The sequence below is a fragment of the Gordonia sp. YY1 genome (assembly GCF_009872315.1).
Classification (GTDB): Bacteria; Actinomycetota; Actinomycetes; order Mycobacteriales; family Mycobacteriaceae; genus Gordonia; species Gordonia amicalis.
The window spans coordinates 28,207-51,821 of record NZ_WXYI01000019.1 but is presented as its reverse complement, the minus strand read 5'-3'; the positions used below and the strand labels follow the sequence as shown (position 1 = coordinate 51,821).

11 protein-coding genes are annotated in these 23,615 nt (G+C 67.6%); 8 read left to right on the top strand and 3 right to left on the bottom strand.

The window, feature by feature from the left end:
- Positions 1 to 289 precede the first annotated feature (289 nt).
- The 8 genes from BPODLACK_RS19835 to BPODLACK_RS19800 all read left to right on the top strand — a co-directional run bounded on the left by BPODLACK_RS19835 (position 290) and on the right by BPODLACK_RS19800 (position 15,217).
- On the top strand, positions 290 to 1,279 hold the full coding sequence (locus tag BPODLACK_RS19835; protein WP_006437667.1) for an alpha/beta hydrolase: 990 nt from the start codon (positions 290 to 292) through the stop codon (positions 1,277 to 1,279).
- 327 nt (positions 1,280 to 1,606) lie between these two features.
- Complete coding sequence (locus BPODLACK_RS19830) at positions 1,607 to 3,013, top strand: alpha/beta hydrolase-fold protein (protein ID WP_159406051.1); 1,407 nt, start codon at positions 1,607 to 1,609, stop codon at positions 3,011 to 3,013.
- 230 nt (positions 3,014 to 3,243) lie between these two features.
- On the top strand, positions 3,244 to 3,792 hold the full coding sequence (locus BPODLACK_RS19825) for a DUF732 domain-containing protein (RefSeq protein ID WP_006438282.1): 549 nt from the start codon (positions 3,244 to 3,246) through the stop codon (positions 3,790 to 3,792).
- 1 nt (position 3,793) lies between these two features.
- Entirely contained in the window at positions 3,794 to 4,801 is a 1,008-nt protein-coding gene (locus tag BPODLACK_RS19820; RefSeq protein WP_006438283.1) for a cutinase family protein, read from the top strand.
- A gap of 181 nt (positions 4,802 to 4,982) precedes the next feature.
- On the top strand, positions 4,983 to 5,993 hold the full coding sequence (locus tag BPODLACK_RS19815) for an LLM class F420-dependent oxidoreductase (RefSeq protein ID WP_006438284.1): 1,011 nt from the start codon (positions 4,983 to 4,985) through the stop codon (positions 5,991 to 5,993).
- Positions 5,994 to 6,254: 261 nt separating this feature from the next.
- Positions 6,255 to 8,159 carry a long-chain-fatty-acid--AMP ligase FadD32 gene (gene fadD32, locus BPODLACK_RS19810; RefSeq protein WP_006438285.1) on the top strand — a complete coding sequence of 635 codons (1,905 nt, stop codon included), beginning with the start codon at positions 6,255 to 6,257 and terminating at the stop codon, positions 8,157 to 8,159.
- Between the two features lie 100 nt (positions 8,160 to 8,259).
- The gene (gene pks13, locus BPODLACK_RS19805; RefSeq protein WP_006438286.1) at positions 8,260 to 13,626 is read left to right on the top strand and encodes a polyketide synthase Pks13; all 5,367 of its coding nucleotides are present in this window, start codon (positions 8,260 to 8,262) and stop codon (positions 13,624 to 13,626) included.
- Between the two features lie 40 nt (positions 13,627 to 13,666).
- On the top strand, positions 13,667 to 15,217 hold the full coding sequence (locus BPODLACK_RS19800) for an acyl-CoA carboxylase subunit beta (RefSeq protein WP_006438287.1): 1,551 nt from the start codon (positions 13,667 to 13,669) through the stop codon (positions 15,215 to 15,217).
- Positions 15,218 to 15,296: 79 nt separating this feature from the next.
- On the opposite strand, the gene BPODLACK_RS19795 is transcribed toward BPODLACK_RS19800, so the two are convergent.
- The 3 genes from BPODLACK_RS19795 to BPODLACK_RS19785 form a co-directional block, all read right to left on the bottom strand.
- Complete coding sequence (locus BPODLACK_RS19795) at positions 15,297 to 18,662, bottom strand: arabinosyltransferase domain-containing protein (RefSeq protein WP_006438288.1); 3,366 nt, start codon at positions 18,660 to 18,662, stop codon at positions 15,297 to 15,299.
- Entirely contained in the window at positions 18,655 to 21,912 is a 3,258-nt protein-coding gene (locus BPODLACK_RS19790; protein WP_006438289.1) for an arabinosyltransferase domain-containing protein, read from the bottom strand. The genes BPODLACK_RS19795 and BPODLACK_RS19790 overlap by 8 nt, the downstream gene beginning before the upstream one ends.
- A gap of 226 nt (positions 21,913 to 22,138) precedes the next feature.
- A complete protein-coding gene (locus BPODLACK_RS19785) occupies positions 22,139 to 23,347 on the bottom strand; it encodes a DICT sensory domain-containing protein (RefSeq protein ID WP_024498793.1) in 1,209 nt (402 codons plus the stop codon).
- Positions 23,348 to 23,615 lie beyond the last annotated feature (268 nt).

Below are 23,615 nucleotides of genomic sequence, written 5' to 3'. Positions count from 1 at the left end.
GATCGGTAACGTCCCGGGCCCAGGGGCCGATAGTTCGTTCGTGACCGAGGTGTCCGGGAGTGCTGCGACACCCTCGGTAACGGGGTTGTGATCGCAATCACATGGTTTGTCACGCCGGGGGGCATCGAATAGGCTCGCCGACGGCGAATCGCATGCGAGATCGGCTCGGTAACCATCGTCGCGCCGGCACTGCGCCGGCGACGAGAGATGTGAGACGCACTAGGACCGGACGGGACCGGCGGGATATGAGAATCCGCAGCTCGACCGGCTGAAGAGGGAGATTCTGTACATGCGTGAAGCTGCCACCCAGGCGAGCAGGCCAGCGCGCGGCCGGATCGGTAACCGGCTGATCGCCGCACTGGTCGCCGTGCTGACAGTTGTCGGGCTGACCGGAGTCGTCGCCGGACAGGCCAGCGCCCGCATCGGCGGGACGCAGGTCGGTAAGCAGGAGTTCTGGGTCAACGGCTGCGGGATGCCGAATGTGAAGGTCCGCGCGTGGAAGCGGCCCGGCAACTACAAGACCGTCATCATGCTCGACGGCATGCGCGCCCAGTACGACTACAGCGGCTGGGAGATCAACACCAACATCCAGGAGATGGTGAAGTCCGGCGTCAACGTCGTCGAACCCATCGGTGGTCCCGCCAGCTTCTACACGGACTGGGATGCGCCCAGCAATTTCAATGGTCAGCCCTACCGGTACCGCTGGAACTGCGTGATCAGCAACACTCTGGTCCGCGAGCTCGACCGGCGCGGTTACCGCGTCGGGCCGTCGAAGCGCTACGCGATCATGGGCCTGTCGATGGGTGGTAATGCCGCCCTCGTGATCGGCGCGCAGAACCGCCAGAACTTCGACCGCGCCGGCTCGCTGTCGGGCTACAACTTCCTGAGCGCACCCGGTATGCGCACCGCGCTGCGTCTGGCCATGTTCGACGTCGATCCCAAGCCGTGGAACATCGACGCGATGTGGGGCCCGCCGTGGAGCCTGCGTTGGTTCCAGAACGATCCCTTCTGGAACATCGGCAACATGCGTGGCATGAAGCTCTTCGTCGGATCCGGCAACGGGCTCTTCGGTCGGTACAACGCGCTGCCGAACGTCTTCGACGACCTGTTCAAGGGTTCGACGCTGGAGTTGCTGGCGTTCACCCAGTCGAAGGCCTTCGAGGCCGCCGCATTCGTCCAGGGCGTGCCGCTCATGACTTACTACGCCAACGGCACCCACGCCTGGGGTTACTGGCAGGACATGGTCTGGAACGCCAAGAACCGCGGATTCTTCCGCTGATCGGCACCGGTCCGGCCTGACACGGCCATCACGACGCCCCGTCCGGGAATCCCGGGCGGGGCGTCGTCGTGTCATGCAGAGCTCCACCTGCTTTCGGTATCAACTGTCACACAAATCTCACGAGTCACAGCGTGGCGTTCGGACACCGGGCATCAATCCCGTGTAAGAAACTCCTGAGGCGTTTGGTATTGATGATGCGTTGTGACTGACGGGGAATCGGTCAGGATGTGCGGACGCCGTTGTACTTGGGCGAAGGAGTTCTGGAGAGTGATGCGGCGAAACAGTGGTTCACGACCGTTCGGTGTCGGAGTGGCCTGGCGAACGGCGATGGCCGTCGTGGTGGCCATCGTGGCCGTGGTGACGCTTGTCGTCGGCCAGGGCCTCGCGGGCGCCGAGCCGGCTCCGGCTTCTCCGGCCGCACCTCCCACCTCGGCAGCGCCGGCACCCCCGGCCTCGCCGCGCGCGCCGGCGCCGGCTCCGGCTCCGGCGGCGGCCCCGGTCCCGCCCGGCAAGGTGACCAACACCTACTGGTACACCGATCGCCGGGTCGCCCTCTGGGTGTACTCGCCGTCGATGAACACCAACATCCAGGTGCAGATCCTCCTGGCCCGTGACTGGCACGCCAAGCCCAAGGAGAAGTTCCCCCAGCTGACGATGCTCGACGGTCTGCGTGCGCAGGACGACCAGAGCGGCTGGATCCTCAACACCAAGATCGTCGACTTCTACAAGGACAAGAACGTCAACGTGATCCTGCCGATCGGCGGTGAGTCGAGCTTCTACACCGACTGGAAGGAACCCGACCGCGGCAAGAACTACAAGTGGGAGACGTTCCTGATGCGGGAACTGCCGCCCGTCCTCGAGAACGACTGGCGATCCACGGACGTCCGCGGCATCGAGGGTCTGTCGATGGGTGGTTCGGCCGCGATGATGCTCGCCGCACGTAACCCCGGGTTCTACAAGTTCGCCGCATCGTTCTCCGGCATCCTGCAGTTCAGCTCCTTCGGTATGCCGCAGGCCATCCAGTTCGCGGTGCGCGACGGCGGCGGCTACGACTCGATGAAGATGTTCGGGCCGCCCTCGGATCCGGCCTGGAAGGAACACGACCCGTACGTGCTGGCCGAGAAGCTGCAGGGAACGAGCCTGTACGTCTCCTCGGGCAACGGCATGGTCGGCGAACACGACAAGCCGTCGGACATCCCGATGCTGGCGACCAACTACTCCGGCGTGGGCTTGGAGATGCTGAGCCGCGTCACATCTCAGCAGTTCGCAATCCAGTTGAACCGCAAGGGAATTCCGGGTCAGGCCGTCTACCGTCCGTCCGGGACGCACACCTGGCCGTACTGGGAGTTCGAGATGATGCAGGCATGGCCGCAGGCTGCGGCTGCCCTCGGCCTCTCGCGTGATGCGGTCGCCTGCCGCGTCGACGGTGCATTCCGCAAGCTCTGGGACGCCAACAAGGGCGATCTGGGTGGCTGCCTGACCCCGTCCTACGGTGTGCCCGGTGGCAAGGCCCAGGACTTCGCCAACGGCCGCATCTTCACCGGTCCGAAGGGTCCGAAGATCGTCACCGGCGCCATCGGCGGTGCCTATGTGGCCGCGGGCGGCCCCGGGGGCCGTCTCGGCAAGCCGCTGAGCAACGAGGAGCCGACCCGCGACGGCAAGGGTCGGGTCAACTACTTCGAGCACGGCCGCATCACCTGGACGGCCAAGGACGGCAGCAAGGTTCTGAAGTGATGGGTTCTGAGGTGATGGGTTCTGGAGTGATCGGGGCCTCAAGTGCGGGTCGAACCTCGACCGCACGTGTGCACCTGCTGAGACTTCGCTGAGGAATCGAGGGGTTCGTGCAGGTCGCGCCCGTGAGCGGGATCGTCGGGGTGTGCGGGGACGGTAGCCTGACGGGGCGTGCGATGCAGTGTCCGACTGCGTCGCGTCCGGCTGGATAGAAGGTTCGACAGGAAGTGGCGATGACAACGAAGTGTGCTCGGCTGGTGCTGGCCGTGACGGGCCTCGCTCTCGCGCTCGGCTCGGTCTCGGCCTGTTCGGACGACTCGACGGCCAGTGCACCGATCACCAACAACCCGGTCACCACCACGTCGCTGTACTCGGCCGCGGGATCGTCCGCGAGTGCGCCGGGTTCGGCATCGGCCGAGTCGCCCAGCAAGGCCGTGTCAGACGCGCCGTCGGGCACCTCGAAGCTGCCCGAGACCGGACCCAACCCGAGCACCAAGGTCCCGGACAGCTTCCCCGGTCCCAGCGGAGCGCCGCTCGACGACAAGGCGCGTGCCTACCTCGGTGCGCTCAAGGCGGCGAACGTGACCTTCATGGGGGACAACGACAACTCCGTCGCGCTCACCATGGCGAAGTACGTCTGCGGCGCCCGGCAGAAGGGCACCGATCCGGGCATGGTGAAGGCTTTCGTCACCGCCTCGGTCGGGCCGGGCACCAAAACCGTCGAAGAGGCGAACATCAAGGCGGACAAGGTGATCCGCGCGGCAGAACAGCACTACTGCTGACGTGATGGCCAAACGCACCGCGGGCCGCGCTCGGCAGAGCCCCGCCCGGCGGTTGGGTAAGTTCTCCCTGTTGCTGCTCGCGCTCGCGGTCATCGCGATCGTGCTCATCGTCCTGCTCGTCCTGGTCTGGCTGAAGCCGGGACCGACGCCGCCGATCGGTCCCGGGAAGCCGTCGACTCCGACGAAGGAACGTCCCGAGGCGCAGCCCGCGGACTGTCCCGATGTGCTGACGGTGGTGATCCCCGGAACCTGGGAGTCGAGCGCCGGAGACGACCCGTACACGCCGACGGCCAATCCGAATTCGCTGATGTTGCGAATCTCACGGGGGCTGTCCGAGCAGTTCGATTCGTCGCGGACCGAGATCTACACGGTGCCGTACACCGCGCAGTTCCGGAATCCGACGAATCTCGCCGACCGTCAGGCCGATTACAACGTCTCGCGCACCCAGGGCTACAAGCGTGCGGCCGGAAAGATCATCAACACCAACAAACGCTGCCCGCTCACGAACTACGTGCTGATGGGGTTCAGTCAGGGGGCGGTGATCGCGGGCGATCTCGCCAGCAACATCGGCAACGGCCGGGGTGTGCTCGCCGACGGTGACCAGGATCTCGTTCTCGGGGTCGGGCTCATCGCCGACGGGCGTCGCCAGCCCGGCAAGCAGAACGACGTGGATCCCAGCCCCGACGGTGTCGGTGCCGAGATCGCGCTCGGCGGCATGGGCAACATCGTCCCGGGCATCACGATGACCGGTCCACGCGACGGGGGATTCGGCGATCTCGAGGACCGTGTGGAGTCCATATGTGCGCCAGGTGATCTCATCTGCGATTCGCCGACGGTCCTCAATCCGCTCGCCGCCGTGTCGAAGTTGGCGAACGTCGCGAACAACCCGATCCACGCCATGTACGCCACGCCACGGCACTGGGAGAACGACGGTCAGACCGCGACACAGTGGATGTACTCGTGGGCCAAGGGCCTCATCGACGACGCCCCGCGTCCGAAGCACAGCTGACCCCTCGGTGTCCCGCAGTCCGTCAACTTGCTGTAACCCTGCTGCCGACACCACCGATTCGTTTTGCGGGGCCGTCACGCTGCATTAACGTGTTGGGCTGGCCCGGCGTTCGTCCGGGCGATCGACACAGGAGATGCCACACGGCGTCCCTCGACGGCCGGAACACGAGGAGAGGACAGCGATGACGCAACCCCCGAACGATGCGGGTGGCAGCTCCTCCGGTCTGCGTCCATTCCGATTCGGTGCGGGTGGTGAGGGCAACAAGGACGAGGGTGGTGCCCGCAAGTTCGTCAAGCTGGCCCAGACCGCCGAGGAATACGGCTACGACACGTTCGCGGTGCCGGATCACCTGGGCAACCAGGTCGGTCCGCTGGCCGCGCTCGGTGCGCTGACTCAGGCCACCAGCACCATCCGCCTGGCGACCTCGGTGCTGGCCAACGGCTGGCGTCACCCGGCGTTGCTGGCCAAGGAGGCCACCACGATCGACGTGCTGAGCAAGGGGCGACTCGAACTCGGCATCGGCGCAGGCTGGATGAAGGAAGAATTCGACAAGGCGGGGATCGAGTTCGAGTCCCCGGGTGTCCGTATCCGTCGGCTCGGCGAGGCACTCGTCATCCTCGACGGGCTGATGCGCGGCGAGACCGTCGACTTCGACGGCGAGTTCTACAAGATCAAGGGCCTCGAGGGCAGCCCGCGACCCCGTCAGGGACCGCGGCCGCCGATCGCGGTCGGCGGTGGCGGACCCAAGATGCTGGCGCTCGCCGCCAAGCACGCCGACATCATCTCCGTCGCCCCGGGCACCACGCCCGACGGCAAGATGAAGTTGTCGGACATGACCATCGAGAAGACGGCCGAGCGCGTCGACCGCATCCGCCAGGCCGCGGGTGACCGTTTCGACGACATCGAGCTGAACTGGACCATCGCCGTCACCGTGATCACCGACGATCGCGTGGCAACCGCCGGGATGGCGCTGAAGGCCCTGGAGCAGGGCTATCCGCCGAACATCGCGCACGACACCGAGTTCACCGTCGACGACGTGCTGTCCTCGCCGTACATCGCGATCGGCAGTTTCGAGGAGATCGCGGATCAGATCCGTGAGGTCCGCCGCCGCACGACCATGTCCTACGTCGGGGTCTTCCCGACCCAGATGGACGCCTTTGCGCCCGTTCTGGCCCAGTTGAAGGGGGAGTAGGATGACCGTCTGTCTCGCCGGTGAACCGCGAGGTGGTGGGTCGTCAACCCGCGGGTGTGCGTCACCGAGCCGACGTACGCTTTTTCAAAGCTGAGCATGACGATCACAATTTTTTCGTTGGGTAACTGGACGTGCGCTACCGTATCCCGCGGTCGGCACAGGACGTGGATGGCAGAAACGCCGGGTGTTGTCGCCGAAGGACGTCACCGGGGAACTGCACTCGCGTGGGGGGAGTCCACGAGGGGGCCACAGGAGTAATGAATGCTGAAGACTGAACTCGAAGACTTTCTCGACGAAACGGGCAACATCTCGTTCACCGAGGAAGCGACGCTTGTCGACTACGTCGAGCAGAACGTACGCGAGCAGGCCGATACGCTGGCCTACCGGTTCATCGACTACAGCCGTGAGCGTGACGGTGAAGCCCAGGACCTGACCTGGGCGCAGTTCGGCAAGCGCCTGCGCGCTGTCGCCGCACGCCTGCAGCAGGTGACGAAGCCCGGCGATCGTGTCGCGATCCTCGCGCCCCAGTCGCTCGAGTACGTGATCGGCTTCTTCTCCGCGCTGTACGCCAGCACCGTCGCGGTGCCGCTGTTCTCGCCCGACGAGCCCGGCCACACCGATCGTCTGCACGCCGTCCTCGACGACTGCAAGCCGACCGCGATCCTCACCTCCACCAAGTCCGCCGAGGCGGTCCGCGACTTCTTCGCGCCGCTGCCGGCCAAGGAGCGCCCGCGCGTCATCGCCGTCGACGCGGTGCCTGACTCGGTGGGGTCGAGCTGGGTCGCCCCGGTCGCGGGCCAGGACCACAACAAGGACACCGTCGCGTACCTGCAGTACACGTCCGGTTCGACCCGCGTCCCCGCAGGCGTGGAGATCACCTACCAGGCGGTCGCCGCGAACGTCCTGCAGATCTCCGACACCATCCAGATCGACCGCAACGCGCGTGGCGTCACCTGGCTGCCGATGTTCCACGACATGGGTCTGCTGACCGTGATCCTGCCCGCGCTCGGCGGCCGCTACATCACGATCATGAGCCCGCAGGCGTTCGTCCGCCGGCCCGGCCGCTGGATCAAGGAACTCGCCGCGGCCGCCGACGGCGCGGAGACCTACGCCGCGGCCCCGAACTTCGCCTTCGAGCACGCCGCCGCGCGCGGTCTGCCCAAGGAGGGCGAGACCCTCGACCTGTCGAACGTCATCGGCCTGATCAACGGCTCGGAGCCGGTCACGGTCAGCTCGATGAAGAAGTTCAACGAGGCCTTCGCGCCCCACGGCCTGCCGAAGACCGCCATCAAACCCTGCTACGGCATGGCCGAGGCCACCCTCTTCGTCTCCGCGACCCAGCGCGACAACGAGGCGAAGGTCATCTACGTCGACCGTGACGATCTCAACGCGGGCAAGCTCACCGTCGTCGACGAGGGTGCGCCGAACGCGGTCGCCCAGGTGTCGTGCGGTCAGGTCGCGGTGAGCCAATGGGCCACCATCGTCGACCCGGAGACGGCGACGGAGCAGCCCGACGGACACGTCGGCGAGATCTGGCTGCACGGGCTCAACATCGGTGCCGGCTACTGGAACAAGCCGAAGGAGACCGAGGAGACCTTCCACAACAAGCTCGTCTCGCCGCTGGCGGAGAACAGCCATGCCGAGGGTGCCCCGGCCGACGCCCTGTGGATGCGGACCGGCGACTACGGTGTCTGGCTCGACGGCGAGCTCTACATCACCGGCCGCGTCAAGGACCTGGTCATCGTCGACGGACGCAACCACTACCCGCAGGACCTCGAGTACAGCGCCCAGGAAGCCAGCACCGCGCTGCGTCCGGGCTTCGTCGCCGCCTTCTCGGTACCGGCGAACCAGCTGCCCGCCGTGGTCTTCGAGTTCGCCGGCAGCGGCCTCACTCCCGACCCCGACGACGCCTCCGAGCAGCTGGTCATCGTCGCCGAGCGCGGCCCGGGTCGCAAGGCCGATCCGCAGGAGGTCGCCGACACCGTGCGTGCCGCCATCGCGCAGCGTCACGGCGTCATGGCGCGCGACGTCCTGCTGGTTCCCGCCGGCTCGATCCCGCGCACCTCGTCGGGCAAGATCGCCCGCCGGGCCACCCGCGCCGCCTACATCGACGGCAGCCTGCGCGGCGGCTACAAGCAGACGGCGTTCCCGGACGCGGCGGAATAGCGCGCCGGGCACCCGTTCACGGCCGCGGTGTCGGTGATCGTCCACAACAGTCACCCGGCACCCGGTTTCGGGTGCCGACGAGAGCAGTAGTCTGGAAACGATGTCTGAACTGAACACCGACGAGTCGCGCAGCACCGATCTGCCCGACGATTCGTCCCTCGAAACCCCCGGTTCGGTAGACGGAGCGACCGCCGACGCGAGCACTGCACCCTCGACCGGTCAGGCCACCCCCGGAGAGACCGCCGGTGACCTCACCGTCGATGAACTGCGTGACTGGCTGCGCGACTGGGTGTCGCAGTCGACCGGTGTGCCGGTCGGCCAGATCGACGTCGACCGGCCGATGGAAGAGCTGGGACTGTCCTCGCGCGATGCGGTGGCGCTCGCCGCCGACGTCGAGGACAAGACCGGGGTCATCCTGACCGCGACGGTGGTCTACAACCATCCGACGATCGCATCCCTGGCCCAGCGCATCATCGAGGGCGATCCCGACGAGGGCCTCGACGACACCGCCGACACGTTCTGGCGGCGTGATCGCAGCGCGGACGACGACATCGCGGTCGTCGGCTTGTCGACCCGTTTCCCCAAGTCCGGCACCACCCCGGAGTCGACCTGGGAGGCGCTCATCGGTGGCGTCGACGGCATCTCCGACCTGCCGGAGGGCCGCTGGACCGAGTTCACCTCCGATCCGCGTTTCGCCGAGATCCTGGAGTCGTCGAACATCAAGGGCGGCTACCTCGACGACGTGCGGTCGTTCGACGCCGACTTCTTCCAGATGAGTCCGCGTGAGGTCGAGATGGTCGACCCGCAGCAGCGGCTCGCCCTGGAACTCACCTGGGAGGCGCTCGAGCACGCGCACATCCCGCCGAGCGACCTCAAGGGTGCGCCGGTGGGAGTGTTCATCGGTACGTCGACCAACGACTATCAGCTGCTGGCGACCCTCGGCCTCGGTGAGGGCGCCGAGGACACCGCGGCCTACGCGCTGACCGGTACCTCCACGGCCATCGTCGCCAACCGCGTCTCCTACTTCTACGACTTCCGTGGACCGTCGATCGCGATCGACACCGCGTGTTCGTCGTCGCTCGTGGCGATCCACCAGGCGGTCCGCAGCCTGCGTACCGGCGAGTCCGACGTCGCCCTCGCCGGTGGCGTGAACATGCTGATCACGCCTGCTGCGACCCTCGGTTTCGACCGGATCGGCGCGCAGGCCAAGGACGGCCACATCAAGGCCTTCTCCGCCGACGCCGACGGCATGATCCGCGCCGAGGGCGGCGGTCTCGTCGTGCTCAAGCGGATGGCCGACGCCCGCCGCGACGGCGACGAGGCCCTCGCGGTCATCGCCGGTTCGGCCGTCAACTCCGACGGTCGATCGAACGGTCTGCCGGCCCCGAATCCCGAGGCCCAGGTCGAGGTGCTGCGCTCGGCCTACACCGACGCGTCGATCGATCCGCGCTCGGTGGACTATGTCGAGGCCCACGGCACCGGCACCATTCTGGGTGACCCGATCGAGGCGGACGCTCTCGGGCGCGTCGTCGGACGCGGCCGCGCCGCCGACAAGCCGATGCTCCTCGGTTCGGTCAAGACCAACTACGGCCACATGGAGTCGGCGGCCGGGGCCGGCGCGATCGCCAAGGTCGTGCTCGCGCTGAAGCACGGGGTCATTCCGGGTTCGCGCAACTACAGCGGCCCCAACCCGTACATCCAGTTCGACGCCAACAACCTCAAGGTGATCCCGGAGTCCACCGAGTGGCCCCGCTACTCGGGCCACGCCGTCGCCGGCGTCTCCGGCTTCGGCTTCGGCGGCACCAACGCGCACGTCGTCGTCCGCGAGGTGCTGCCGAGCGACCTGCAGCCGGAGGCGGCTCCGGTCGATGCCTCGGCTTCCGAACTCCCGGCCACCGAATCGTTGCCCGGGAACTCTTCGCTGGTTGAGCCGTCTTCTCCGCTGGTTGAGCCTGTCGAAACCGAGGACGAGTACCTGACCGAGGCGGAACGGGCCATCCTCGCCGCTCAGGCGTCGAACACCGAGCCGGCGGTCGAGGAGACCGCCGTCGATCCGGCCGAGGGTTTCGCACCGTGCGCGGTCGAGGGTTCGGTTGTGCCGCTGGTGATCTCCGGCTTCCTCCCGTCGCGGCGTCGCAAGACCGCGGCCGACCTGCTCGAGTGGCTCGAGTCCGACGAGGGGCGGGCGACCCCGCTCGCCGACATCGGTCGTGCCCTCGCACACCGCAACCACGGCCGCTCTCGGTCCGTCGTGATGGCCCGCTCGCACGAGGATGCCATCACCGGTGTCCGGGCGATCGCCGACGGCAAGGGCAATCCCCTCGTGTACTCGGCGGATTCGCCGGACGCCGCCTCGGCGGTCTGGCTGCTGTCGGGTTTCGGGTCACAGCACCGCAAGATGGCCAAGCAGCTCTACACCGAGAACCCGGTCTTCGCGAAGTACGTCGACCGCGTCGACGGGTACATCCAGAACGAACTGGGTTACTCGATCGCCGAGATGTTCCTCGACGACGAGCAGACCTACGGCATCGAGACCAGCCAGGTCGGCATCTACACCATCCAGGTCGCGCTGGCCGACACTCTCCGCCACCATGGTGCGGAACCCGGTGTGCTGGTGCCGCATTCGATGGGTGAGGCGTCGGCCTCCTACATCAGCGGCGGACTGTCGCTGGAGGACGCGACCCGCGTCATCTGCCAGCGTTCGCGCCTGATGGGCGAGGGCGAGTCGATGCTGCAAGGCGACGACATCCGCCTGATGGCGCTGGTCGAGTACAGCGCCGAGGACATCAACGACGTCCTCGTCGACTACCCCGACCTCGAGATCTGTGTCTACGCGGCACCGACGCACACCGTCATCGGCGGCCCGGAGGCGCAGGTCGACGCGATCGTCGAACGCGCCGAGGGCGAAGGCAAGCTCGGACGCAAGCTGGCCACGAAGGGCGCGAGCCACACCTCGCAGATGGACCCGATCCTGGGCGAGCTCGCCTACGAGCTCACCGGTATCGAGCCGCAGCGCCTCACCACCGGTTTCTACAGCTCGGTCGACCGCGAGGTGTTCTACCGTGCGGGACACGGGCCGGTCCACACCATCGACTACTTCCTCAAGGGTCTGCGCCACAGCGTGTGGTTCAGTCAGGCCATCTCGAAGGCCGTGGAGAACGGTCACCGCACCTTCCTGGAGCTGTCGCCGAATCCGGCGGTCCTGATCTCCGTTGCGGCCGTGACCTTCTCGGCCGGCCTGCACGACGCCGAGCTCATCGAGACGCTGCGTCGCAAGGAGGACGAGAGCTTCGGCCTGGTCAACGCGCTGATGAAGCTGTACGTGCACGGCCACCCGGTCGACGTCGCGTCGCTGTTCGGCACCGGCGACTATGCGGCGGTCCCGCGAACCCGCTTCGAGCGCAAGGAGTTCTGGCTCAAGGCGCAGATCTCCTCGGGCGGCTCGGCCGGCTCCGTCCCGGGTTCGCATGTCGCGCTGCCCGACGGACGCCACGCGTGGGAGGTCAACGCCGCAGCCGTCACCGACCTGCGTGCGCTGGTGCACGCCGCCGCCGCTCAGGTGCTGACCAACGCCTCCGTCGGTGCGGCGGTCTCGCACGGCGAGATGCCCACGACCGGCACCGTCACCACCACGCTGAGCCCGCATCCGGGCGGCGCGTCGGTGAGCGTGCACGTCAAGGCGGACAAGAACTTCCGTCTGCTCTTCGAAGCCGTCGTGACCGGCGACCTCGACGAGGCCGCGGGTTCGGTGTCCACCGCGCCGGCGGCGTCCACGGAGTCCGGTCCGGCCGTCTTCGCCGACGACAAGGTGGTCGTCGAGGACGAGGTCGTCGACGACATCGGCAACAGGTGGAATCCGGATTCCGGTGAGAGCGTGGGGGATCGCCTCGCGATCATCGTCGGCGAGTCGATGGGTTACGACCCCGAGGACCTGCCGCGCGAGATCCCGCTGATCGAGCTGGGCCTCGATTCGCTGATGGCCGTGCGGATCAAGAACCGCGTCGAGTACGAGTTCGACATCCCGCAGCTGCAGCTGCAGGCGATGCGCCAGGCGAACCTGGCCGATGTCCAGAAGTTCGTCGAGTTCGCGGTCACCCATCGCGACCAGCTCGACGACCTCGCCGAGAACGCTTCCGGCGGAGGTGAACTCGACACCGCAGCGCTCAACGCCTACATCGACGAGCAGAACGCCAAGGACGAGGCCCCCGTGCCGGCCACCGAGGAGTCCCCGGAACCGAAGCAAGAGGTCGCCGAGGACGTCGCGGACGTGGAGGTCGCGGTCGCGACCTCACCCGGCACCAATCCCGAACCGGTGAAGGCGCCCACCGACATCACCTCGCAGAAGGCGGTCGCGGAGGCCGCCGGTTCGGATGTCCCGCCGCGCGATGCGGCCGAGCGGCTGACGTTCGGCACCTACGCGGTCGTGACCAAGAAGTCCGCCGGCGGCATCTTCAACAAGCTGCCGGTGCTGTCGGAGGAACTGGCCCAGCAGCTGACCGATCGTCTCAACGAGCGGACCGGTGGCGACATCGACGTCGAGGACATCCTCGACTCGGAGACCATCGAGGAGATGTCGAACTACGTTCGCGATCACCTCGATGCCGGGGCGTCGACCGACGGATTCCTGCGCTACCTGCGTCTGGTTCCCGAGGGCAAGAAGGTCTACGACCCGTCCGCGGGCGACCCGACCCCGATCCTGCTCTTCCACCCCGCGGGCGGCAACACCTCGGCCTACGAGGCACTGCTCAAGCGCCTGCCCGACGACCAGCCGGTCATCGGTTTCGACCGCGGTGTCGAGGGAACCATCGAAGACCGTGTGCGCGAGTACATCCCGCGTCTGCGTGAACTCCAGCCGCACGGCCCGTACGTGCTCGTGGGCTGGTCGTTCGGCGGTGCCCTCGCCTACGGCGTCGCCCAGGTTCTCCGGGAAGCCGGTGAGGACGTGGCCTTCGTCGGTCTCATCGACGTCGTGCGTCCGCGTGAGGACATGACCGAGACGCCGGAGACCAAGCGGGCCCGCCTGGAACGGTGGAAGGACTTCGCGATCCGCAACTACGACCTCGACCCGGATGTGCCGATCCCGATGGAGCGGCTCGTCGAGACCGACGACGAGGGACAGTTCGCGATCATCATGGAGATGATGTCGATGTCGGGCACCAAGATCCCCGGCGGCATCATCGAACACCAGCGGACCTCGTTCATCGAGAACCGGGTGCTCAGCAACATCGCGCCGGAACCCTACGACGGCAAGGTCGTGCTGTACCGCGCGGACAAGATGCATGCGGGTGCGATCGAGCTGGAACCGCAGTGGGCCGAGATCGACGAGGACGGCCGGTGGGGTGAGGTCGTCGACGACCTGGAGATCATCCACATCGGCGGCGACCACCTGTCGATCGTCGACGAGCCCTACATCGCCAAGATCGGCGCAGATCTGGCCACGCGTCTCGGCGAGCTTGGTAAGAAGTAGTTTCAACGAGACATCGTGGTCGCGTAGAAAGTGAAGGACCGTGACTGACACCACCGCAGGCAAGCTCGCCGACCTCCGGCAGAAACTGAAGGCTGCTCGCGAACCGGGAGGGGAGAAGGCACTCGCCAAGCGTGCCGCGAAGGGGATCTGCTCCCCACGCGAACGTCTGGCGATGCTGTTCGACCCGGGGACGTTCGTCGAGATCGGCGCGCTCGCCAAGATGCCGGGTGCCGCGGAGAGCGGCTACGGCGACGGTGTGGTCACCGGCCACGGCCTCGTTCACGGTCGCCCCGTCGCTGCGTTCTCGCACGACCAGAACGTCTTCGGCGGCACCGTCGGCGAGATTTTCGGCCGCAAGGTGGCCTCGCTGATGGAGTGGGCGGGCAAGATCGGCTGCCCGATGGTCGGCATCAACGACTCGGCCGGCGCCCGTATCCAGGACGCGGTCACCTCGCTCGCCTGGTACGCCGAGATGGGTCGCCGCAACGACCTGCTCTCCGGTCTCGCCCCGCAGATCTCGGTCATCCTCGGCAAGTGTGCGGGCGGTGCCGTGTACACCCCCGCCAACACCGACATCCTCGTCGCCGTCGAGGACAAGTCGTACATGTTCGTCACCGGCCCTGATGTGCTCAAGCAGGTCAACGGCGAGGAGATCTCCGCCGAGGACCTGGGCAGCGCGCACAACCAGGCCCGCTGGGGCAACATCCACCACATCGCGCCCGACGAGAAGGGCGCCTTCGAGTGGGTCCGCGAGTACCTGCAGTACATGCCGTCGAGCGCGTATGAGGAACCGCCGGTGATCAATCCGGGCCTCGAGCCGGAGATCACCGAGTCGGACCTGTCGCTCAACGACTTCATGCCGGACAACGACAACGCCGGTTATGACATGAAGGACATCATCATCCGGCTGTTCGACGACGGTGCCTTCCACGAGGTGGGAGAACTGTTCGCGCCCAACATCATCACCGGGTACGCGCGCGTCGACGGCCGCTCGGTTGGCATCGTGGCCAACCAGCCGAGCGTCATGTCCGGTGTGCTGGACACCGATTCGTCGGAGAAGGCAACGCGTTTCGTCCGGATCTGCAACGCCTACAACATCCCGCTGGTCTTCCTGGTGGACACCCCGGGCATCCTCCCCGGCCTGGCCGAGGAGCAGAAGGGCACCATCCGGCGGTCCGGACGCTTCCTCTACGCCTACGTGGAGGCCGACGTACCCAAGGTCACCGTCGTGCTGCGCAAGGCCTACGGCGGCGCCTACGCGGTGATGGGCTCCAAGCACCTCGGTGCCGACATCAACTTCGCGTGGCCGACCGCCAAGATCGCCGTCATGGGCGCCGAATCGGCGGCCGCGGTGCTGACCCGTCGTCAGACCGAGGGACTCTCGGCCGCGGAGGCCGACAAGGTCCGCCGCGAGTTCATCGACTTCTACAACACGATGATGGCCACGCCCTACCTCGCGGCCGAACGCGGCTACGTCGACGCGGTCATCGAGCCCGCCGAGACCCGGCTGCAACTCCGGAAGGCCTTGGCGCAGTTGCGCGACAAGCAGGTCCTCAAGACCCCGCGCAAGCACTTACTGATGCCGATCTAGCGCAGGCCCACCCCTTTTCGGCAAACCCAGCACCTCTCGGGGTGCTGGGTTTGCCCATTTGTGGTGGATCTACGGACCCCTAGTTGCCGATCGCCCGCATCGGGCCCGGCGTCCAGAGCCCGTTGTGGGTCTCGGTGGACAGGGTCAGCTCGGCGTCGGTCTGCGGCAGGATCGGGGTGAGGGCCTGGAGCGAGCCCCAGTCCTTCGCCCAGTCGTTGCGCAGATACGACGGGTAGACGCGACCGCGCATCTCGTTCTCGATGATGCCCAGCGGACCACCGGCGTCGCCGGACATCCAGCGCTGCGAGTTCACCCGCTCGCCCTCACGGTCCGGGGAGATCCGCCAGGCCGGTGTCTCGAGGACGCCGTGCTTGACCTGAGCCGGCCGCTGGCACGGGAACGCGAGTCCGGCCTCCCAGTCGATGAGGACCGGATCCTCGCTGCCCACGAGCGAATCGAGCGTCTCCATCGACGAGACCCGCGGCGGCGTCACCGCGAGCCACTGATCGCGCAGCGGCGAGGTGTCCTCGGCGAGCACCCGGACGACCGTGGCGCCCGGAGGTGCCTGGTCCAGCGGGAAGCGCAGGTTGCGCCACTCGGGAGCGCCGCCGATGTCCAGCGGGACCATCTGGCCGGCGGGGGCGACCGTGCCGTCCGGCGCGACGCGGCCGAACTGCAGCCTGACCTTCTGGCCCGGCCGGACCACCGCGAGGTCGTCGATGTACTCGACGTAACCCGCGACGGACATGGTGATCAGCGGCTGGTCGTCGGAACGCTTCCCGGGCAGCTGATACCACTCGGAGGTGAGGCTGCCGGTTCCGGTGGGGGAGTTGTAGGTACCCAGCACCGGGGTCTTGGCCGGTGACAGTCCGAACGGCAGCTTCACCGTCGAACCGTTGACGCCCGCCTGAGCGGTGCGTCCGCCACTGGTGTCGCTCGACGCCGTGGTGTCGTCGGAGCTGCTGCTGCTGTCCTCGGTCGGATCGGACTGTGTGCGATCGACTTCGGCGGTCGACGTGCCGGCGGAGTCGTCGGACTCTGCCTCGGTGTCCTCGGAGAGGTCCGAGGCGACGCCGTTGGGATCGAAGCCCACCGCGCCGGCGCCCGTGAGTGCGGAACCGGGCGACGGGTTGTTCTGTCCGGCAACGCGTGCCGGAGCCAGTAGCCCGGCGGTCGGATCGCCCTCCACCAGCACGGCGTCGGCGAGCGCACACGGCTCACCCTTCAGGGCGTTCACGTTGGAACTGAGCCACGACCATGAATTGCGCTGCGTCCAGTCGGCTTTCGCGAACGAGACCAGGGTGAAGCCCAGCATGATGGTCGACACGACGATGATCGACGGGCTGCGCAGGCGCGCGAACAGCGACGTCGACGCACCCGCGCGGACGGTCTCGTCGACGTAGTCGTCGCGGAAGTGCTGCCACAGGCCCAGCAGCGTCAATGCGACGGCAACGGCGAGGATGCCGGTCCACAGCGGGATTCCCTTGACGTCGGGAACCGCGTCGCGCCAAGGGATTCCGTAGCTGCCGACGTACCACCACTGGTTGCGTCCGGAGAACGCCAGCGCGAGGACGTAGGCGCAGGCGGCGGCGAACAGCGTGCGGTTGCGGCGGCGCCGCATGATCGTCCGGTCCGCGCAGGCGGTGGCCACCGCGGCCAGCGCACCGCCGATTGCCGCATACACACCCATCTGGTGGGTCCACTTGGTCGGCAGGAACGCCATAAGGACCGCCGACCCGGCCACCATTGCGAGCAGGCGCCAGGTGGGCGCGGTGGCGATCCCGGGCAGCCGTCGGCGGTTGAGCAGCATGATCACCACGAGGATGAAGCAGGTGAACACGATCAGGACGCCGAATCGCCGCGCGATGCCGCCGTCGGCGGTCGGGTTCATCAGCATGTAGTAGCGCATCGGCTCTTCCCACCACTTGTTGGTGGGACCGACCTGGCCGTTGACCGACACCGCTTCCAGGATCGGTGCGAGCGGCTGGTCGGCGAAGATCTCGAACATCACTGCCAGACCGGCGGCCAGGATCGGGAGCAGCAGGGGCAGGACGCCGTCGCGCTTGCGGCGCACCACGAACCGCTTGAGCAGCGGGCGGATACCGGCGACGAGTGCGATCGCCGCGATGACGCCGGTGGGATGGATCGTCAGCGTGAACGCCGCCAAGATGATGGCGACGGTCAGCGGGAAGAACCGGCCGGTGGCGATGGCGCGTTCGACGCAGACCCACGTGAAGAGAGTGCCGAGCGCGATCAGCGGTTCGACGCGCAGGCCGTTGTTGTAGGGCATCCACACGGCGAGGAAGACCAGCGCGGCTGCCCAGATCGCGGGTGTTGATTCGCGGACCGCACGTCCCAGCCGGGGGATCGCGGCACGGGAGATCAGCCACCACGACGCCATGGCGAATCCGAAGGGCAGCAGGCGGAGCCACGGAGTGGCGGTGCTGATGTCCATCCAGACCGACAGGTACTGGTAGTGCCAGCCGAACGGATCCTGCGGCACACCGAAGTAGCGGTAGTAGTTGTCGAGATAGCCGGCCTCCCGGGCGATCCGGCCCACCGTCACCTGATATCCGTCGTCGGCGGTGTTACCGCCGACGAACAACCAGATCAGCAGGATGAGGGCAACGAACCCGTCGACCGGACGCACTCGCCACCAACCGGCCGGGAAGACCTTGTGGTGTCCACGCGCATCCCGGGCGTCGAGGACGGCGAGGGCGACGAGCGACAGGATGGTCGACGCCACGCCCAGCACCAGCAGCCAGAACTTGAGAGTCGTGGGGGTGGAGACGAATCGGGTGTCGATGGTCGACCGGAAGGACAGGCCCTCGGTGGACACATTCGACGGGAGCCCCGAGTAGACGCCGATGATCTGGGGCCGTGCGTTCGGGTCCTTGAGGTCGAACTCGTGGATCGCACCCTCGGCCTCGGGCACGCCCTGGATGGAGCCGCGACTGCCGTCGGTGTCGGCGTCGACGACGATGCGGCAGCCGGGGGCGTTCTGAGCCGCGGCACGAGGAGTGTTGAGCAGGACCACATTTCGTTGAACGACCTGCAGGTTGTCGGCGGTGGCCCGGATGAACAGGCCGACCTTTCCGGCTTCCGCACCCCCCTCGGGCACCGTGGACAGCAGGACGCCGCCGTCGCGCGGGAGCGACGCACCCAGCGCACAGGGGACGGAGACCTCCATCGACACCGGCACGAACGACACGCTCGGTGCCGCGACGTTGGCGACCGAACCCTGTTGCGGCCAGGCGAGCTCGGACTTCGTGTAGTCGACGGGCAGGAACGGGCTCAGCAGCGCCAGCAGGATGCCGAGTGCACCCGCCGCCATCGCGACGATGCGGGCCTTCCCGGCGTGACGCTCGGAGAAACTGTCCCGGCGTTCGGTCACAGGTGGGTCGTCGTGTTCCGTCTCGACGGGAACGTCAACGCGGTCAGTCATCTTCGGGCACCACCCTGATCGGGCCGGGTCGTGACCAACCCCAGTTGGTCGACGAACCGGTCATCACGTCCGCGGGCCGCGCCTGCGGCACCAGCGGGTTGAGTCGCTGCAGGTTGCCCCACTCGCGATACCAGTCGTTGTCGAGATATGTCGCCACCGTCGACGGCCGGGTCAGCGCCTCGACCGTCGTCAGCAGGCCGCCGTCCTCGGTGGCCATCCAGGTCTTGGACTGCGAGTTGGCAATCCACGACTCCGGCAGGATTCGCCAGTCGGGGATGTCGAACACACCCTCGTGGGCGGTCATCGGCCGCTGACACGGGAACCAGGCGCCGGCGGCGAAGTCGATGAGAACCGGATCGGTCGATCCGACCACCTGTTGCAGGGTCTCGAGGACCGGTGCACGCGGAGGCGTGATCGCCAGCCACTGGTCGGCGTCGAGGTTGTTGTCCTTGGCGACGATCCGCATCGCGGACGCGTCGGCGGGCACGCGGTCCATCGGGATGCGGAGGTTGCGCCACGGCCGGTTCGAACGTTCCGCGTCGATCGGGACCGCCGGTGCGCCGACCTGGACGAACTCGCCGTCGACCTCGCGACCGAACTCGACCTGGAGTGACTGTCCGAAGATCGGCACGCCGTCGCGATCGTAGGTGAACACGGCACCCGCGGCGGTGATGACGATCAGCGGCGAGGCAGCGCGGTCCGGCAGGCGGTACCACCCGGTGGTCAACGTGGCCTGTCCGTCGCTGGTCTCGTGACTGCCCATGACCGGGGTGGTCGCGGGGTCGAGGCCGTACGGGAGCGCGGCGGTGCTGCCGTTGACCCCGCGCGGGCCGACGCCGCCCGCGGTGCCGGGATTGGAGCCGTAGACGATGAAGGTCTTGGACAGGTCCGCCGAGGTGTTCATCGCGCCGGGCTTCTGGGCACCGGCCTGCGGTGTCAGATCGGGTTTCACGCCGTTCGGGCTGAAGCCGTGCGAGTCGCCCGCCAGCGTCTTGGACGCCGACTGGCCGGACGCCGGGGCGAGCGTCCCCTTGTTGGGGTCGGGTTCGACGAGAACGGCGTCGGCCATCGCACAGGTGTTGCCGCGCAGGGAGTCCAGGTTGGCCGACAGCACGGTGAACGTGTCGGCCCGGCTGACCGCGGCCTTGGCGAAGACCGCGAGTTCACAGGCGACGATGAGGACGGCGATCGCCGCGATCGGTGCCGAGGCGACCCCGATACGCCAGCCCGCGGGTGCGGCTCCCTTCTCGTGCGCCAGACCGGTCTCGTCGACGAAGTCCATGCGCAGGTGCTGCCAGATCGCGAACACCAGCGCGACGACGGCCAGCGCGAGCAGCACTGTGGAGACCTGCATGCCCGCGACGACCGGCGCCTTGTCGAACCAGGCGATGCCGAAGTCGTACGGCCAGGGCCACGCGTTCTTGCCGGCTGCCGCGGCGGCGCACGCCACCAGCAGTCCGGCGATCAGGATCGACAGGTTGCGCAGCGTTCGACGCGCGGCCTGGCCGATCGCGACACAGGCGACGGCGGCCAGTGCCGCGCCCAGACCGGCGAAGATGCCGAACTGGATCGTCCACTTGGTCGGGGTGAACGACAGCAGCAGGATCGTCAGCAGCGACGCACCCAGGACGCGCCACACCGCGCCGGGATCGATGCCATCGATTCGCTTGCGGCGCAACATGATCGCCAGCACGAGGAACATCGACACGGCGAACAGCAGCACCGGGATACGTCGTGCGAGCGCACCGTCGGTGTGGTTGACGGCCAGGAAGTAGTAGCGCAGCAGCTCCTGGTACCAGGCCAGCGTCGGCCCGACCGAATAGCGGATGCGGATCGCCTCGAACACCGTCGCGAGGGTCTGGTCGCGGAACACGACGATGACGACGAGCGCGCCGGCGCCGAGGACTGGTGCGAGTAGCGGCAGCAGGCCGTCCTCACGGCGTCGGCGGACGAGGATGCGCAGCATGGGTCGTGCGCTGGCGATCAACAGTGCCAGCGCGACCAGACCGTGCGGAGCCAGCGCCAGGGTCAGCAGCGCGGTGAGCGCGGCGAGTGCCGCGGGGAGTATGCGGCGCGTGGAGACCGTGACCTCCACCGCCCACCAGGTGAGCAGCGTGCCGAGCACGATGATGCCCTCGCTGCGCAGGCCCGAACACATCGGCAACCAGAACGCCAGGAACACCGCGGCGCCGGTCAGCATCGCCCACTGCGACCGCCGGACGGCGCGACCGAGACGAGGCAGCAGCACCCGGCTGAGGATGAACCACGCGGCGAGGCCGGCGATCAGCGACGGCAGGCGCATCCACAGGCCCGTGGTCGAGATCGTCGACCAGTAGGCGAGGAAGCTGTAGTACCAGTCGAACGGGGCTTCGGGAATGCCGTAGAAGCGGTAGTAGTCGGACAGGTAGCCCGCGTCCGCCGCGTTGCGGCCCATGTTGAGGATGTAGCCGTCATCGGGTGAGCCCGCGCCCAGGAAATGCCACACGACGAGCGTCAGGGTGACGCCGATGTCGGTGGGGGTGGGGCGGAGCGCCGAACGCAGACTCAGCCCGCGCCCGACTCGACGGTGATAGCCGTGGATTCGGTCCAGCCGGCCCACGGCGACCAGCGCGACGATCGCCGCGACGATCCCGACGATCATGACCAGCCACTTGATCACCGAGGGCGACGAGTCGAAGCGGTCGTCGATCTCGATCCGCACGTCGATGCCCGACGCCCGGACCTGCTCGGCGGTGAGGTCGGTGAAGACGCCGGCGATCTGCGGGTTCGACGAGGGTTCGGCCAGTCCGACGTCGCCGCCGCCGGCGGTCGCCGCACCCGGCGGCAGACCGACGAACTGGGCGCCCGTCGTGGTCGCGTCGGAGAAGATGCGCAGCTCGCTGCACGCGGACAGCGCGGAGCGTGGCGCCGATGCGAGGGTCTTGTTGCGGACCGTGACCGTGACGTTCGCGGCGTCGGCCACGACGAAGAGACCGTTCTCACGGGCCTTGGTGGCGTTCGCCGGCATCGTCGAGAGGACGTTGGTGGAGGCGTCGCCGGGGGTGGACGCGAGCACCGGGCACCCGACGGTGATCTGCAGATCACGCGCGGTCTGCGCGACCAGAGGTGCGGCGACCGATGCCGACTCCGGCTTCAGCTCCTGGCCCTGCGGCCATGTGATTGACGCCGTCGACGTGCTGACCGGCAGAAACGGGGTCAGGACACCGGCGACGACCGCGACCAGCCCGGCGACCGCGGCCACGATCGCCACAGTGCGGGAGGAGCGGTCGGAAGGATGCGCTGCAGGGGTATCGGCGCCGACGGCGGGCTCGTCTGTTTCGGACACTCCAGGCGACTTTGGCACAGGCGCATCGTAGTCAGCGATGCTGTGACAAACCCAAATCGTCCCGCTCCCTGAGTTGGCCCCGGAGCTTGCGGAGCGGCGGCGTGGTGCTCCCTGAGTAGCCCCGGAGCTTGCGGAGGGGCGTATCGAAGGGTCAGGCGAACCGCGCGAGAATCGAGTGAACGGCCTGGGTGACGGTCATCCGGTCATAGGTCTGGACGAACTCGAAGGTGCGCTCCAGGTCGGGTCCGGCGTCGTGCTGGTCGCGAGCGGAGAGCAGGGCCGCGAAGTGCGGACCGAGAACCGCGACGTTCCATTCGTTGATCAGGTCGTCCTCGGGATCGAGGGGCGCGCGATGCACGTTGCCGTCGCGGACGTCGGGCAGTCCGACCCCGTAGACACCGGCCAGGCCGGTCTTCTCCGACATCTCCCGCCACCGCTTGGCGGTGCGTGGGGTGAAGTGTTCGGCGTACTGGAAGGTGCCCAGGACGATGGCGGCGCCGCCGATCGCAGCCTGGTGTTCCAGCGCCTTGCTCATCTCGATGAGCAGCCGCTTGTTGCCCATCCGCGGTTCGATCGAGCTCGAGGCGATCCGATACGGGGTCGACTTGTCCGGGTCTGGGGTCGTCCACACCGGCATCTCGGGCAGCGGCACGATGGTCCGCGACGCCAGTACGGACGGGTCGGACACCGGCGGGTACAGATCGCCGATACCGAACGCAGCACCCATCGTCTGAGCGGTCACGCGGGACTGCTCGTCGTCGACGCCCTCGGCGATCACCACGGCATGACTGCGCTCGGTGTGCGCGGCCAGCGCGTGCGCGAGTTGGGCGGAATCGGCGGTCGCCTGCTTGGCGAGCAGTTCGGCGCCGGTCACGATGATGTCGGGTTCGACGAGCGAGAGCAGGGTGGCGGCGTGCTCGCTGCGGACCAGGCCGTCGACGCAGATGATCTTGCCGGCGTCCCGCGCCCGGGCGACCCGGGCGAGGGTGCGTTGTGGGCTGCGCTCGACGGCATCCGGCAAGACCACCATCACATGGCGCTCGAGCGTGCGCGTCGTCTCGTCGTCGAGATTGTCGATCAGTTCGAGGTCGAGATTGACCAGCAGCGGGAGGATCTTCGCCAGCGACTGTGCGCGCGGGTCGGCAGCCATCTTGCGTTTGCGTTCGTCCAGGACCGGATGTTCCTCGACGAGTCGCGCGGCCCGCTTGAGGGCGGCGGCGGTGGCGAGTCGGGTCCCGGCGGGGCCACGAAGCTGCAGTTCGACGGCGGCCAACGCTCCGTCCGACAGCCGGCAGACCGGCGCGAACTGCATGTGGAGCTCCAGATCGTTGAACAGCGTGAATGATCGTGTATCAGCCACACGTACCTCCCCGTCAGAGCGAGGACGCCCCGATTGATCCGGTCGGACGCGCTGTCTTCACATCCTGTTCACGGCAAAAGCCTGTGCTCAGAGTAACAAAGCGTCGGTTCCCGGACGTGCGGCGATCACCGCGTCACGTCGAGAGTCGTTCGTGCAACGTGATCGGTTCGAGGGAGGAGAAACCGCGGCCGCGAACTGGGTGGTGTGGGCATTCGCGACCGCGGTTTCGGTGAGGGCCGGGGGACGGCCCTCACCGGGCTAGCGGATT

Coding starts and splice junctions, on each gene's coding strand:
- BPODLACK_RS19830 (WP_159406051.1), top strand. CDS start 1,607: ATGGCCGTCGTGGTGGCCATCGTGGCCGTGGTGACGCTTGTCGTCGGC.
- BPODLACK_RS19815 (WP_006438284.1), top strand. CDS start 4,983: ATGACGCAACCCCCGAACGATGCGGGTGGCAGCTCCTCCGGTCTGCGT.
- BPODLACK_RS19795 (WP_006438288.1), bottom strand. CDS start 18,662: ATGACTGACCGCGTTGACGTTCCCGTCGAGACGGAACACGACGACCCA.
- fadD32 (WP_006438285.1), top strand. CDS start 6,255: ATGCTGAAGACTGAACTCGAAGACTTTCTCGACGAAACGGGCAACATC.
- pks13 (WP_006438286.1), top strand. CDS start 8,260: ATGTCTGAACTGAACACCGACGAGTCGCGCAGCACCGATCTGCCCGAC.
- BPODLACK_RS19835 (WP_006437667.1), top strand. CDS start 290: ATGCGTGAAGCTGCCACCCAGGCGAGCAGGCCAGCGCGCGGCCGGATC.
- BPODLACK_RS19825 (WP_006438282.1), top strand. CDS start 3,244: ATGACAACGAAGTGTGCTCGGCTGGTGCTGGCCGTGACGGGCCTCGCT.